This is a genomic window from Bacillus sp. 220_BSPC (assembly GCF_001054655.1).
Taxonomy (GTDB): domain Bacteria; phylum Bacillota; class Bacilli; order Bacillales; family DSM-1321; genus Peribacillus; species Peribacillus frigoritolerans.
Genome location: NZ_JVPL01000100.1, coordinates 26,628 through 42,239, shown reverse-complemented (window position 1 = coordinate 42,239; position 15,612 = coordinate 26,628). Strand labels below are relative to the sequence as shown.

Below are 15,612 nucleotides of genomic sequence, written 5' to 3'. Positions count from 1 at the left end.
CTCCTCTATTAAATTACTTCCGCTTTTTTTATTACAGTAGGCTGTTTTAAACCAATTACTGATTTTTCACTAGTAACTCTCACTTCTTTATCAGTTATGATATTTTCAACGATGGCTCCTTCTTCAATCACGCCTTTTTGCATGATGATGCTATTTCTTACTATCGCACCCTTTTTCACCTTTACACCACGGAAGAGTATACTGTTTTCGACAATCCCTTCAATATCACAACCGTTGGCTATCAATGAATTGGTAACCTTCGAAGAACTTGAATATTTGGTCGGTGCCTCATGTTTGATTTTCGTATAAACATCCCAAGTATTCCCGAAGAAAGAACGAATTACCGAAGGGTTCAGGAAATTCATATTACTGGCATGAAAGCTTTCAATGGAATGGATGAATGGCATATCACCAGTAAAGTTATAACCTTTAACGGTAAAACGATGAAGATTTGCTTTCACAGCGTCTTTCAAAAAGTCATATTCCCCACTGGCAACACAGCTTTTGATCAAGTTCACCAATAGCGTTTTACTTATGATGAAGGTTTCTAGACAAACATGGTCACCAGGTCTAGGGATGGTATAAAAGCTAATGTCAGTTATGTCTTCATCCGAATCTACCGAGCAGGTGTGATAAATTGGTTTTTCAATCAATTCCCCTACATAATCCTTATATACCACCGTGATATCCGCTTTATGTTTTTTGTGATAATCAAGCACTTCATTAAAATCCAATTTGCATACATGGCTTCCTGGGGAAATGATGACAGTATCTGCCTCTGCACGTTCGAAAAAGCTGAGATGATCATAAAATTGCTTCATATCGCCTGTTACCGTTTCATCCGGATGGATAGGGGGCAAGATGTATAAGCCTCCTGAACGCCGATCCAAGTTCCATTCTTTACCTGAGCCAAGATGATCCATAACTGAAAGATACTTTTCTTTTGGAAAAACGGCTACTTTTGATACATCTGCATTAATGAAATTCGACATAGTAAAGTCAATCAAGCGGTAGCGTCCACCAAATGGCACAGATGCCACATTACGGTGAGCAGTCAGATCTTTTAAATGTTGTCTTTCATTGATTAAGTTAATAATACCCAACACATTTTCCATAGCATCTTCCCCTTTTTCTAGTTAAGAGTGATCTTTTTTTTGTTTGGATTGAGAATGGTCTGATTTTCACCAATTAAGGTAATATCGGATGTAACAGCTGAATCGCCAACTACGGCACCATCTTCTATAACACAATTACTGGCTATGATGCTTCTTTCTATATGAACGTTTTCACCAATCGTGACATTAGGCATGATGACTGAATCTTTTATGGTTGACCCATAGCCCACCTGTACATTATAGGATAAAACCGAATGTTCAATGTTCCCATGAATCATGCATCCTTCATTGATAAGCGACTGACTGACCTCGGCATCCGGTGATATATATTGCGGCGGATGATTTGCATTGCGTGCAAAAATTTTCCATTGCTGATCATCCAACTGGAAATTTGGTGTATCCTCCAATAAGTCCATATGTGCCTGCCAAAGGCTTTCGACCGTTCCAACATCTTTCCAATAATCATTAAAACGGTAGGCATATAGCTTCTTTCGATCTTCTAGCATTTTTGGAATGATGTTGCTGCCAAAATCATTGGAAGAATTTTCGTCTTTTTCATCATTGATTAAATAACGTCTTAGGGTTTTCCAATTGAAAAGGTAAACTCCCATGGAAGCGAGGTTACTTTTTGGATACTTTGGTTTTTCGTCAAATTGTGTGACTTTATCATCATCATTGGTATTCATGATTCCGAAACGACTTGCTTCCTGCCACGGCACTTGAATGACCGCTATTGTTGCCTCTGCATTTTTTTCAATGTGATAATCCAGCATCTTACTGTAGTCCATCTTATAAATATGGTCACCAGAGAGAATCAGTACATGTTCCGGATCATAGTTATCAATGTATTGGATATTTTGATAAACAGCATTTGCCGTCCCTTTATACCATTCACCGCCTTCTTTCCCTTGATAAGGGGGAAGTACGGAAACTCCGCCAACATCCAAATCAAGGTCCCAAGCTTTGCCATTACCAACATAATCATTTAGAATCAATGGCTGGTATTGGGTCAGTACCCCAACCGTATCTATACCAGAATGAGTGCAGTTACTTAATGGAAAATCGATGATTCTATATTTACCGCCAAAGGGAACAGCTGGTTTTGCCAAACCAATCGTCAATTCACCTAACCTTGAACCCTGGCCTCCTGCCAATAACATTGCTATCCATTTTTTCGCTCCCATTATTCGGTCACTCTCCCCCGTCTTTTTTTTGTTTGCTTCATAAAAATAGAAATGCCTAATGGAGGTACAGTTATTTCCATGCTGTATGGTTGATTATGGTATGGTATCTTTTTGACATTAATGGGTTCTTCATTGATCTGACCCGATCCTCCGAAAGCTGCTGAATCACTGCTGAAAACTTCTATATATTTGCCTTGGGATGGTACACCTATTTGATAGTGAGCATGAGCCTGTGCAGAAAAATTACAGACAACAATGCAATAATCGCCTTTGCGTTTACCTTTTCTCATAAAGGTGATGATACTTTGTTCACTATTGTTCGGATCGATCCATTCAAAACCTTCCTGGACATGATCCAGTCTCCAAAGGGAGGAAGTTTGGCTGTAAAAATCCTGAAGGGTACGGAAGTAATATGCCATCTTTTCGTGGGATTCATATTCCAAAAGCAGCCAATCCAATTGTTCCTCATCTTTCCATTCTATGAATTGGCCAAATTCTCCTCCCATAAATAGAAGCTTCTTTCCAGGATGCGTCATGAAATACCCAAAAAGTAACCGTAAATTTGCAAACTTCTGCCAATAGTCACCTGGCATTTTATTCAATAATGACTTCTTGCCATGAACCACTTCATCATGTGAAAAGGGCAAGACGAAATTTTCTGAAAAAGCATAGAAAAATGAAAAGGTTAAGAGGTTATGATGATATGGCCTTTCATTTGTTTCAAGTTTCATATAACGAAGGATATCGTTAGTCCATCCCATATTCCATTTGTAATTAAAGCCCAGGCCGCCTATATCGGTAGGAGAAGTTATAAGTGGCCGGTCTGTCGCTTCTTCTGCCATCATTAATGCATTGGGAAATTTCTTGAAAACCACTTCGTTAAGTTTTTGTAAAAATTGTATGGCTTCCAGGTTTTCCTCACCGCCAAACTGGTTTTTCAGCTTGACCGGCAATGGATTATCATGATTCAAGTAAACCATTGACGATACCGCATCGACACGGACCCCATCAATATGGTATACATCCATCCAAAACATTACATTTGATATAAGGAAACTGATTACTTCTGGTTTAGTAAAATCAAAATTGTATGTCCCCCATAACGGGCGATCTGCTCTCGTGTAATCAATTGGTTCATAGAGAGGTGTACCATCAAAACGGGAAAGTCCATGCGCGTCTTTACAAAAATGGGCGGGAACCCAGTCAAGGATTACTCCTATGCCCTTTTGGTGGCAAAGGTTAATTAAATATTTAAAATCTTCCGGTGAACCGTACCGACTGTTTACGGAATAATAACCCGTGACCTGGTATCCCCACGATTTATCAAAAGGGTGTTCCATTATGGCCATGATTTCAATATGTGTAAAACTATTATCAATCACATATTCAACTAATCTATCAGCCAATTCACGGTACGAATAAAATTCACCATCTTCTTTCTGTTTCCATGTTCCTGGGTGCACTTCATAAATGGACATGGGTTTTTGATAAATGTTTTCCTTTTTCCTATCGGCTATCCACTTCGAATCTTGCCATTCAAAATTATCCAGCCTTTTAATGACCGAAGCAGTATTTGGTCTGACCTCCGAATAAAAGGCATATGGATCGGCTTTTAGGATACGTTTATTTCCGGGTGTATGTATTTCATATTTATAGAGTTCCCCTTCTTGTAATCCTGGTACGAACAACACCCAGATACCTGAACGCTCGATCCGTTTCATCTCATGATCTTTTCCGTCCCAATTATTAAAATTACCGACTACTGAAACTTGCTTGGCATGGGGGGCCCAAACGGTGAAGCGTACTCCTTCATTACCTAATGTTGTCACAATGTGTGCCCCAAGCATTTTATAGCTTTCATAAAGGGTGCCTTCATGAAACAAATACAAATCGAAATCGCTTGGATAAATCTCTTGTAGCTGGTCAATAATTGTACTCAATAAAACCCCTCCATCAGTATTAACTCGATAGTATTTTACCCATCCTTCCCCAGTTATTATATATATTCGATGAAAATGATATTAATCCTTCAAATGGAGGTGAAGTTATTGTTATAAATAGCCGTTTTTTTGTAAATTTAAACACTTTTTTAAAGAAAAAAGACATTTATTGTAAAAATATTATTATACCAAGAAAAACTCTTCCCTTTTTTTAGGAAGAGTTTTAAGGTATCCAGTATGAATGCTTCATGTTATTTGTTCAGTTCGAATCATGGAAGTCTTCGTCAAGAATAAATAGGATAATGAGACTGACCATGCCAAAGGAGTATTCCCGTTTGGTATATTACTGCCTCCAATATATAACTCAGGAACTTCCCAATTTTCCGGAATGATCATTTTTGTTTTATATATATATTCATTAACTTTGTTCATCATGCCAAGTTCAAGGTAGCATAAGCCCAACCATGGAAGCCCGAAACACCATTCCGCTTCTTGACCGTCATTATAATAAAGGTCCTTCTCATATCTAATGCAACCATTTGTTCTTTCCAGTCTCTCTGTGACATTCTTCAATATTTCAAGTGCTATTTCACGGTCTACCAGCCGATACGGATAAATCAACGATAAAAGGGCTAAATCCGTCTCTTTTGTATAACTTTCCCTTGGAAGCAGGAAACGAAGTGTTTCTTCTCCCTTTTTAATCAGTTCTTCCTTGACGTTTACCAGCATTTTGACCGAATTCAATCCAGCAACACATGCACCTATGCTTGAAGCGTGGATTTCTATATTTTCTTCCCACATCCCGTTATCTTCCGACTGCCAATATTGCAGGCATTCCAAGTAATTGACCAGCTTTTGGACAATTTCTAAATCACGTTGGTTTCTTATCACCTTTTTACCATGCCTATATCCTTCACCGACACCCCATAAAAAGGCACCTACCGCATCATTTTGGGCATGCCCCCACTCATCGGGCAGTTCTTTAAGCTCAGTGGAATACCTTGCATGGATATGTTCAAATAGAAACTGGGGTTTCTGCACCGTATGAATATCTATCTTCCACTCATAGGTTTGAAATAAGTCGAATAAAGCATGATATGCTTTTTCGTAACGATTGGACGGATCATTTATAAAAGGTATTACTGTATAAACGACATCCCTTATCCAGACATAATTATAATCATCGGAAACGCTTGCAGTATATGCACCATTAGGAAGCCGCATGCGATCAAGAACCTCTAGGGCACCATTAACATTCATCAATTGAGCACCTCCATAGTTATTTGCTTATTCCCATTGTAGACAGACTCCCGTTTTCTAAACGTTGGTTGTTTCATTTTCAATTAGAAGCGCTTTCATTTCTGCTAACCAAAACGACCTTTCAGAAGTACATTCACCCTAGTTTATGTAATCACTGGCCTTTTTGATAATCAAGCTTCCAATGTTCATTAAAAAGCGTCATTTGCCTAACGGTAACGAACTCAAAAAGTTGCGGTTTATGAAATATGTACTTGGGAAATAAAAACCCAGTAATGGCAAGCCATTACTGGTTATATCGGCCTATCATTAAAATGTTTAGTAATGATTAAAAGAAATTTCGTAATTTCATAAAGGAAAGCAAGCCAATCATAACCGTACCCAATATCTTCTCGTAAAAACGGCAACCAGAAAAGCTGGAAAAGCTGCGGCCAAATTCAACCCATTATCCTAAAGTGAAAAGACCTGTTATATGTGCAAACAGCGCCGCCATTAAGGCCGCTTGCTCATGCTTTAGCATTCGATGCCCCATTCAGGTACTAAGAGCGACAAAGGAACGATTCTAGGTATGAAAGCATCTACGACCCTGTTAGCAAAACCGATACTTAGGTATCCCATAAAATAGGTATACAATCCTTTACTCCTTGGCAAAAGCCTTCACCTTCATTGACCTCTGAAAAAAGCCATCGCTTTTCCATTCCATTATCCTGACTCATATAATTTCACCGTAGTTTTAATAAGTTTCTTCAAGTGCTTTTCAGCTGGCCAAGCAGAATGGGCAACTCACTATATATTTCGATGATCTCATTTATCGGCATTCTAACTAAACCGCTGGAAGAAGGGGCAACGAATTCCATGGTCTCACTGGATGTAGGTTCTTCTTGCAGCCCCCAAGAGATTTTTCGTAATTGACGATATTCCTGATAGACACCCTTGCCTACAAAACAGACAAGTTTAGGTTTATACTTTTTTATTTTCCTTTCTAATTGTTTCCTTCCTTTTATGTACTCATCTTTAGTGATATCGTCCGCTCCTTTTGTAGGCCTGGAAACGATATTGGTAAAACCATAACCTAAATCCAGTAATGACGAGTCTTCAGTCGGTTCATATTTCCTTGGTGTCAGCCCGGACTCGAAGAGGATTTTCCAAAAGCGATTGTTTGGATTCGCATAATGATGACCAGTCTCACCTGAACGAATGCTCGGATTGAAACCTACGAACAAAATATCCAAATTTTCCTTTAAATGATCAGAGATGCCTTCCATTTTAAAACTCCTTTTCAAATTTGCTATTTAATCATTGTACAAAACTGAAAAATATTTAACTACCTTTAAAAACTAAAATAACGGTTTAAATGGATGAACGATGATGGCTCCATAATATGGGTGAAGACCTGACAAATTGTATATTGAAGTCCTATAGCTCCTAAAACATTACGTTCGCATTCACCGGACACACTACCAGAAATTAGCTATGAAAAGGATACCACAGCAGCAGGTAAAGATTTTTTTCCAAGGAATAAATTGATAAACCGATTTTTCCGATGTCCCGGCATAAAGCAAAAATCTGCATGCTTTTCAAAGCTTGCAGGGATTTAAATTAAAGGATATCCGCGATTTTCATGTACTCATCGTCGGAAATGACAGACAGCTGAAGGACATTAAGAATGTAGCTGAGTGCATTCAATTTGCCCATTCATTTACTGGTAGTGAACTGAAGACCAATTGTAGGCACGGAGACAAGCGAAAGACCCGTTATTTCTGGTGGAAATAACGGGTCTTTCGGGACGCTGAATTATCCTCCATCAATCAAATGCTGATATCCAAACAGGCAGGGATTTAAATTCGATAGAGTAAAAGTAATAGTTCCCTAGGAAAGCAAAAAAGGGTAATGAATCTATTAAATGAGATCAAGATCCTTTATTAAAACCGCACCAAATTTATAGTCGGAATTCCATTTGGCAAAAGACTTTACTCGTAGGTACATACATACCTACGAGTTTATTTACGCATCGGAATATGCTTCTTGTGTACATTCGCTTCTTTCAAACTCGGGAATCAGGAAACATTCTGGCGGTGTTCGATATGATCATGTTTTCTCGCATTGGCCATCTTATTGATGGTAAGAAGAATTCCAGAAAACCATATTATGACGATGCCAGTATAGATGTATATATGGGCTTCAATCGGAATCCATGTAGCTAATAATGTTCTTACATTGATTAAGATAATGAAACCGCCCACTAAAACACCCATTAATTGAGCAGGAAGCATCCTGACGAGCCAGGCTGCAATTGGTGCGGCAACCACTCCACCAATTATCAACGCTACGACCCAAAGCCAATTGACAGCTTCCCATCCAAGAGAAATGATAAAGCCAAGACTTCCAAAGAAAGCAATGGCAAATTCACTCGTATCTACAGTTCCTACAGCTTTTCTCGCCGTCATGCCTTTTTTTGACAATAAAACAGGTGTTGCAATCGGTCCCCAACCGCCTCCGCCTGTTGCATCACAAAAGCCTGCAAAAAGGCCTAACGGAATGGATTGTTTTGCGGTCAATGGCCTTACGGTTTCATTTTCCTTTGACGGTTTAAAAATAAATAAAAAGCGGAATAAAACGTATACACCAAGACCAAATAAAAATATGGCAATATACGGTTTTGCTAATTCGGCTGGCAGGTTACTCAGAAAACATGCACCTACAAATGCACCTATAGAACCTGGAATGATCAAGCGATAGACCATATTTTTATCCACGTTCCCAAACTTTATATGTGAAGCTCCGGATACTGCTGTTGTCACTACTTCCGATAAATGAACGGATGCTGATGCAACTGCAGGGGCAATCCCGAATGTCAACAATAAGGAAGTGGAACTCACTCCATACCCCATTCCAAGCGAACCATCAATTAATTGGGCTAAAAACCCGATAAAGGCCAAAACGATTAACTTTTTCATGACATTCCCCTTTTTTCACTAAAATAGAACCTATATCATCGACCCGATGGTACCGTTTGCCTGTATAAATCATTTAGATTTCCTTTAAGACACAAAGAGGCACCTAACCAAAATGAAATGACATGTTGGTTAGGTGCCTTCAGTTTTTCTGATCAGCCCAATGATATATTTTCTTCAGCTTCTACTGGTAAAAGCCTAGCTAAAAAACGATATCTTTCTTTTAAGGAATATTTATAAATATCCTCTATTGAATCTTTCAATAATTTAGATTTTTCTTCTTTTGAAAATGACCCATTCTTTATAATCATTCTTGCTTCAAAAAGGAATTCAAGATATTCTTCATATGATTCATCATATACTTTACCTAGGTCATTCCGTATTTTTTTTGCGAGCGTTGGACTTGCTCCATTGGTAGAAACACTTATGGAAAGCATGCCTCTATTCAATGTGGCCGGTATATGAAAATTGCCCAACTCATGATTGCTGATTACGTTAACCAACTGACTTTCGGATGCGTTCTCGTAAACTCGTTCATTTACTTCAGTAGAATTGGTAGCAACAATGATTAAAAATGCATCTTTATAGTCAGTTTCTTCCACTTCTTTAAGTAAGACCCGAATCTTACCTTCTTTCTCCAACACTTGAAAACTTGTGCATATTTCGGGGCTTACGACGGTAACTTCAGCACCAGCTTCCAATAACGGGCCCGCTTTAAAGTAAGCTATTTTACCACCGCCGATGATGACACACTTTCTGTTCTCGATATTAAGCGTAATTGGATACATAGGCTGCCTCCCCACTCACTTCATGAATTCGTTCCGAAATTGCTTGTTCAATCTTTGGGTGATAACCTAAATATCGGCAAAGTATGATTCTTTGCTTCCCCTTTTTTTGGATCTTTTTTATACTATTTTCAATCGACTTCATTAAGAGACCTGTAAACAATAGGTATGGAATGATAAATACTTGGTTTGATCGAGATTCCACCGCAAATTCCAACGCTTCTCCAAAGCTTGGTGTGGCAGCCGTCAAATAACACTCTTGCACCCGTATTTTTGGAAACCTGTTCCTTAGCAAATCGGCCAATCGAGACAAATCCCTTTTCACGTCGGGATCACTGCTGCCCCTTCCAACCAATAATACCAAGGAACCCTCCGTAACACTTACATTTGTTTCCTCCAACCGTTCCACTAAAATATCAACCATTTTCTCGCTGACACCAATCGGCCTTCCGTATCTCAAGTCAACGGCAGGGTACCGTTCTTTCATTTTATTCAATATGACTGGAATATCATGTTTTGCATGTACAGCTGTCAGCAATAGAACTGGAATGGCCAATATTCTCGTCGCACCTTTTTGAATGCATCGTTCGTAGGCCTCTTCAATCGTAGGAGTTTCCAATTCCAAGAAGCAATACTCTTGAATGGAATATGGCTGTGCTTGCATACAAACTTTAATAAAATCAATGGCTTGGGCTGAAGCTTCTTTAACACGGCTGCCATGGCAAATATATAAAATGGCTTCCATTAAAAGGCCTCATTCGTCAACAAATTTTCGGTTTGTTTTCCTTCAAACCATTTGATTTTTTCCCGTAAATTAACGACATCTCCCACGACTATCATGCAAGGATTCGAAATTTGTTCGTTATTGGCGGTTTCCACTACTTTAGCCAACGTACTGACAGCTGTTTTTTGCGTTGTTAATGTACCCCAATGAATAAGGGCTACCGGAGTCTCTGGGCTTTTTCCGTGTTCCAAAAGTTTTCCTTGAATATATGGCAGGTTTTTAACACCCATATAAATGGCTAATGTATCGATTCCTTTTGCAAGGGATTCCCACTTGATATTATCCTCTTCATCTTTTTTTCGATGACCGGTAACAATTGCAAATGATGACGCATGGTCCCTATGTGTAACTGGAATTCCAGCATAGGCTGTAGCGGCGATTCCAGCCGTAATTCCAGGTACGATTTCAAAACTTACGCCACTTTTGGCAAGGGCTTCCGCTTCCTCACCGCCTCTTCCAAAGACGAATGGATCGCCGCCTTTCAAACGGGTGACTATTTTTCCCTTTTTTGCATATTTAACGAGGAACCGATTGATGGTATCCTGCTGCAACAAATGATAATCCGGCAGTTTACCGCAATTAATCAGCTCGACACCGTCTTTTGCATGATTCAAAAGTTCTTTATTGACAAGTCGATCATATAAAATGACATCAGCTTCTTGGATGCATTTTAATCCTTTTAATGTAATTAAATCTGGATCTCCGGGACCGGCTCCTACTAGATATACTTTCCCCATTTTTGCATCCTGCCTTCCCTTAGAGAATTGTTTCGAATTCCGATAAAACGAAACCTGCTCCATTTTTAATTTTCCTTTTTTCATATAATGAGATGTCATCCACTTCAGGCATTTTCAAATAATGCTTTTCCAGCTCGATATCAACAAGTTCAAACGCCTTTTCATCTGAATCGGCAACAATGATGACATGAATTGGTTTTTCCTTGATAGTGACTTCAAAACGGTATAGATTCATGGAATGCTTACCTTCCCCTATTAAACGGCCACTTCCGCTAATATATCATCAAGTTTACTTTGTAATTCGTCTACCCCTACCCTTTCCACAAAATCGAGAAAGGTTTCGGATTGTAGTTTTGTTTCTTTGAAAAATAGGATCATTTCTTTCAGAACATGATGGAGTTTTTCAGCTTCCACTTTTCCTTTAAGCTTTTCATTGAACTTCCCGCCCTCATTCAGCGTTCCTCCAACGTATATCTCAAAAGCCTCGACCATCTTTTTATCCTGGTTTTTCATTTTTATGCCTTGCAGCCCTATTTCAGCGATGGCTCTTTGACCGCAATTATTCGGACAGCCGACCATATGCATCCTTACAGGCACATCGAGATCTATTTCCTTGTCCAGTGATTCAGAAATGGTCCTCATTCGGTTTTTCGTTTCAACTAGAGCCAGGTTGCAATACTCGATGCCTGTACACGAAACGGAATACCCAATGAATTTCTTTGGTTGATATGGAAATCTTTCGAAGATGGATTCCTGCTTTAATTCCTCAAGTTTTGCATCCGGCACATTAGGAATGATTAGATTTTGAGAATTACAGTTGCGGATTTCACCATTTCCATATTTTTTTGCAAGTTCGGCAAACTCGATTACTTCGTCTGGGTTTAGACGACCAACTGGTATATTGACGCCAACATAGTTCAGACCATCTTGCTTTTGTTTATGGATGCCGTAGAAATACCCTGCATTCCATCCCTTCACCGCACTTTCTCCCTTATCAGGAAGCGGACCGGTGTATTCCATCAATTTTTCCTTGAATTGTTCAGGACCCCAGTCAGCGACAAGAAATTTCAAACGTGAGCGATGACGCTTTTCACGGTACCCAAAGTCACGGAATATCGTCGTGATGGCGGCAGCCACTTCCACAGTTTTTTCAGGTAAAATGAATAATTCAAGTTCTTCTGCCAGCATCGGAACGGAGGAAAGCCCACCCCCTACTTTTACGTGAAAACCGACTTCCGTTACTCCATCCATTACTTTAGTAGCTGGATTGAATGAAACACAGTTGATTTCAGCATTTGAAGCATTATGGATATTGGCACTTATGGACATTTTATATTTCCTCGGAAGGTTCGAATAGTCTTCGTTAAGGCGGAAATACTCAAATACATCATAAAGTACCTCGCGTGTATCAAAAAGTTCATCAGGATCGATGCCTGCCAATGCATTACCGATGATATTACGGGTTATATCACCACAAGCCCCAGCCGTAGTCATTCCAACCTTTTCTAAACGGTTCAATATGTCCGGGACCTGTTCGATGGTCAGCCAATGGAATTGAATGGCTTGACGGGTTGTAATGTCATATACGTCCCTCCCGTAATCTTTAGCGATGTTAGCTAGAGTTATTTGTTGATCATAAGTCAGGATACCTCCGGGAATAACGACTCGCATCATCCAATAACCAGCTTCTTTTGGCCGTTGCAGGTATAAACCTGCCCACTTGAACATATCCCATTTCTCTTTAGGGATGGAATCAAACCCATTTGCTGCGTAATGTGGAATATCATCAAATATCTTCAAGCCGTCTTTTTCCAATTTCCAGATTTCCGTTTTATTTTTAGCGATTAGTGGATTTTCCGACCAAAATTTCTCGTAAACCATTACATTTCCTCCTTGATTAAATCGCTTTCTTTGCTGTTAAATAGCCGATTACCTGTTCAACGCACTCTTCAATGCTGTATTGGTCGGATTCTAAAATGATTTCCGGTTGTTCAGGTTCTTCGTATGGAGAGTCGATTCCGGTAAAATCTTTAATGATGCCTTTACGGGCCTTGTCATAAAGCCCTTTTGGATCACGCACTTCGCACTCTTCGATCGGACACTTTATGTATACTTCAATAAACTCCCCTTCTTCGAGTAAATCACGTACAATTTGCCGATCTGCCCTGAAAGGTGATATGAAAGCGGTCAATACGAACTGCCCACTATCCACGAATAACTTGGAAACCTCACCAATCCGCCTAATATTCTCGGTTCTATCTTCCTCAGAAAAACCTAAATCTTTATTTAAGCCATGGCGGATATTATCACCATCCAAAACATAACTTCGAATATTCCGATTGTATAACTCTTTAGCGACCGCGTTTGCAATCGTTGATTTTCCGGAACCCGATAGTCCTGTAAACCATAGAACCGTGCTTTCATGGCCGTTCTGCTTCCGTCGGTGCTCCTTGGTCAATGACGTCTCATGCCATGTGACATTCGTACTTTTACTCATTTGATAATCCCCCTCTTATGTGATCCTTCCATTTATGTCCAATCAGTTATAAACTTCATTTTTTTTTAGACCTTCGATCAACACCTCGATGACTTCCTTACGGCTAAAGGTAGCTGGAGGAATTTCCCCATTACGCAACATTTCCCTTACCTTCGTTCCAGACAGGATGACATGGTCTTCCTTGCCATGTGGACAAGTTTTAGCGGAAGCCATATTGCCACATGCTTTACAGTAAAAACTATGTTCAAAGAATAATAGCGTGATCCCTAACTCATCTGCACTGAAATTCCCAAAGATTTTTTGAGCATCGTATGTGCCATAATAATCGCCCACACCCGCATGATCACGTCCGACGATAAAATGGGTGCAACCATAATTTTTACGGACCATCGCATGGAAGATGGCTTCTCTAGGTCCTGCATAACGCATGGCAGCAGGGAAAACTGCAAGGGAGACGCGATCCTTAGGATAATATTTATCAAGCAGCACTTTATAGCTTTCCATTCTTACATCTGCCGGAATGTCATCTGATTTAGTGGCACCGACTAGAGGATTTAAGAATAAACCGTCGACGATTTCCAATGCTGTCTTTTGAATATATTCATGTGCACGGTGAACAGGATTCCTCGTTTGGAAACCGACAACCGTTTCCCATCCTTTTTCAGCGAAAGCCTTCCTTGTCTCGACTGGGTCCAAATAATGAGCTTGAAATAGCGGACGCTCTATTCTCTTGATCAACTTTATTTCCCCGCCGACATATACATCCCCGCGGTTATATAAATTTTTCACTCCAGGATGCTTCTCATCATCTGTTTGATATACCAATGTCGCTTCCAATTGCTTATCTGGAGTGTAAATATCGGAAACGGAGAGAACCCCGTAAGTTTCACCTTCATGGGTTAATGTTACTTCTTCACCTATAGTAAGGCTTTCTGCAGTTTCTTCGGTCAAAGGCAGCGTAATCGGGATGCTCCATACATGTCCGCTGCTAAGCCTCATATCCTTCACCACTGTCTCATAGTCACTTTTTGTAAAGAATCCTTTAATCGGGCTGTAGGCACCAGTGCCTATCAATTCAAGATCGCTTAAAGCAATTTCATCGATTTCGATTGACTTCGTTATTTTACTAAAATCATATTTTGGTTCCCAAAGATCGATTAATGTTCCTCCGTGCGGTAAACTGATGGTCATGCTAATTTCCCCCTATGGTTTCTATTTATTTAAGCCTATAATTTCTATTTATTTAAGATAAATGCAATCCGCATTCCGTTTTTTGAGCTCCTTGCCAACGGCCTGAGCGTAAATCATCTGCATTGAAGGCAGGTGCAGTACACGTTTTACATCCAATGCTCGGATATCCATTATCATGCAGGACATTATATGGAAGTCCATTCTTGTGGGCATAGCGCCAAACATCTTTCCATGTCCAATGTATGAGTGGGCATATTTTAACTGATTTGAACTTATTATCCTTATTGATATACTCGGTCTTAGCCCTTGTTTCGGATTGCTCCCTCCGCAGTCCCGAAAGCCAGGCTGTTGCCGATGAAAGCACATCTGTAAGCGGAACGATTTTACGGATGTTACAGCACTTATTGGAATCACTAAGCCATAATTCATCGCCATATTCCGCCGCTTGTTCCTCAAGCGTCAAGTCAGGTTTCTTCATTTCGATCAAAAGCTTCGGATATCGCTTCTTCACTTCCTCGATCAATTGGTAAGTTTCCTCAAAATGAACATCTGTATCAAGGAAAACTATTTTAGCCGAAGGATTGACCTTCGCCAATAAATCCGTAAGCACGATGCCTTCAATACCAAAACTGCAAGCATAAATCAGTTTGTCTCCATAATGGTCATTCGCCCATTGCAGAACTTCCAAAGCACCTTTTGTCTCACTGTCTGCAGGAAATACAGGGAAGTCCCCTGTATTGAAATTTTCATAGTTTATTAATGCAGCCAACTTTGTAGCCCCCTCTAAAAACTTGCTGTATCAGGTTTGAGTAACTGTTGATCAATTCCCGTTGTTATATCCCCCGGTTATTTGAATCTAGGAAAAAGAGACGAATCTAACCAATACTCTCTTTATATCAGTTAAACCCGCCTCTAGTTTTTCTAGTCAGCAGATACCTTATTTAATTCTTAGTTTTTCATTTCTTTCCATTTGAATGATTTTACCATCCTGGACAATAAGTGTAATGGATCCATATTTCATTGAATTAAGCATTTCTTGAAGTCGTTCAAAAATTTCTTCAAGCTGATTCTCTTTATCCAAACCAGTTCCTCCTTTAAGAAAATCCGCGAATATTTTATTTTAAATTTCTTAGATTTATATAATTCCATACAACCTTACATTGTTATG

General features: G+C 39.6%; 15 protein-coding genes. All 15 read right to left on the bottom strand.

Annotated features, from left to right (window positions below):
• Positions 1 to 8: 8 nt before the first annotated feature.
• On the bottom strand, positions 9 to 1,115 hold the full coding sequence (glgD, locus tag ADA55_RS06520; RefSeq protein WP_048680842.1) for a glucose-1-phosphate adenylyltransferase subunit GlgD: 1,107 nt from the start codon (positions 1,113 to 1,115) through the stop codon (positions 9 to 11).
• Positions 1,116 to 1,132: 17 nt separating this feature from the next.
• The gene (locus ADA55_RS06515) at positions 1,133 to 2,299 is read right to left on the bottom strand and encodes a glucose-1-phosphate adenylyltransferase (protein ID WP_048680838.1); all 1,167 of its coding nucleotides are present in this window, start codon (positions 2,297 to 2,299) and stop codon (positions 1,133 to 1,135) included.
• Positions 2,299 to 4,239 (bottom strand): 1,4-alpha-glucan branching protein GlgB, encoded by a 1,941-nt coding sequence (glgB, locus tag ADA55_RS06510; RefSeq protein WP_048680836.1) that lies wholly within the window; start codon positions 4,237 to 4,239, stop codon positions 2,299 to 2,301. Before glgB ends, ADA55_RS06515 begins: the two co-directional genes overlap by 1 nt.
• Positions 4,240 to 4,485: 246 nt before the next feature.
• On the bottom strand, positions 4,486 to 5,499 hold the full coding sequence (locus tag ADA55_RS06505) for a glycoside hydrolase family 15 protein (RefSeq protein WP_048680830.1): 1,014 nt from the start codon (positions 5,497 to 5,499) through the stop codon (positions 4,486 to 4,488).
• Positions 5,500 to 6,242: 743 nt separating this feature from the next.
• Positions 6,243 to 6,761 (bottom strand): mismatch-specific DNA-glycosylase, encoded by a 519-nt coding sequence (locus ADA55_RS06500; protein ID WP_048680826.1) that lies wholly within the window; start codon positions 6,759 to 6,761, stop codon positions 6,243 to 6,245.
• A 792-nt stretch (positions 6,762 to 7,553) separates the two neighbouring features.
• The gene (locus tag ADA55_RS06495) at positions 7,554 to 8,453 is read right to left on the bottom strand and encodes a sulfite exporter TauE/SafE family protein (RefSeq protein WP_048680824.1); all 900 of its coding nucleotides are present in this window, start codon (positions 8,451 to 8,453) and stop codon (positions 7,554 to 7,556) included.
• Positions 8,454 to 8,605: 152 nt separating this feature from the next.
• On the bottom strand, positions 8,606 to 9,238 hold the full coding sequence (locus ADA55_RS06490) for an NAD(P)-binding protein (protein WP_048680820.1): 633 nt from the start codon (positions 9,236 to 9,238) through the stop codon (positions 8,606 to 8,608).
• On the bottom strand, positions 9,219 to 9,980 hold the full coding sequence (locus tag ADA55_RS06485; RefSeq protein WP_048680816.1) for a sirohydrochlorin chelatase: 762 nt from the start codon (positions 9,978 to 9,980) through the stop codon (positions 9,219 to 9,221). Before ADA55_RS06485 ends, ADA55_RS06490 begins: the two co-directional genes overlap by 20 nt.
• A complete protein-coding gene (gene cobA / locus ADA55_RS06480) occupies positions 9,980 to 10,756 on the bottom strand; it encodes a uroporphyrinogen-III C-methyltransferase (protein ID WP_048680812.1) in 777 nt (258 codons plus the stop codon). The genes ADA55_RS06485 and cobA overlap by 1 nt, the downstream gene beginning before the upstream one ends.
• Positions 10,757 to 10,775: 19 nt before the next feature.
• Positions 10,776 to 10,991: a DUF3906 family protein gene (locus ADA55_RS06475; protein ID WP_034306935.1), complete on the bottom strand. Its 216-nt coding sequence runs from the start codon at positions 10,989 to 10,991 to the stop codon at positions 10,776 to 10,778.
• A 20-nt stretch (positions 10,992 to 11,011) separates the two neighbouring features.
• Positions 11,012 to 12,637, bottom strand: coding sequence for a nitrite/sulfite reductase (locus tag ADA55_RS06470; RefSeq protein ID WP_048680810.1), 1,626 nt, complete (start codon positions 12,635 to 12,637; stop codon positions 11,012 to 11,014).
• A gap of 16 nt (positions 12,638 to 12,653) precedes the next feature.
• Positions 12,654 to 13,253: an adenylyl-sulfate kinase gene (cysC, locus tag ADA55_RS06465; RefSeq protein ID WP_048680807.1), complete on the bottom strand. Its 600-nt coding sequence runs from the start codon at positions 13,251 to 13,253 to the stop codon at positions 12,654 to 12,656.
• 42 nt (positions 13,254 to 13,295) lie between these two features.
• Positions 13,296 to 14,444 (bottom strand): sulfate adenylyltransferase, encoded by a 1,149-nt coding sequence (sat, locus tag ADA55_RS06460; protein ID WP_048680804.1) that lies wholly within the window; start codon positions 14,442 to 14,444, stop codon positions 13,296 to 13,298.
• A gap of 52 nt (positions 14,445 to 14,496) precedes the next feature.
• Positions 14,497 to 15,213 (bottom strand): phosphoadenylyl-sulfate reductase, encoded by a 717-nt coding sequence (locus tag ADA55_RS06455; RefSeq protein WP_048680799.1) that lies wholly within the window; start codon positions 15,211 to 15,213, stop codon positions 14,497 to 14,499.
• A 168-nt stretch (positions 15,214 to 15,381) separates the two neighbouring features.
• Positions 15,382 to 15,525, bottom strand: coding sequence for a YezD family protein (locus ADA55_RS27920; protein WP_072273036.1), 144 nt, complete (start codon positions 15,523 to 15,525; stop codon positions 15,382 to 15,384).
• Between the last annotated feature and the right edge of the window lie 87 nt (positions 15,526 to 15,612).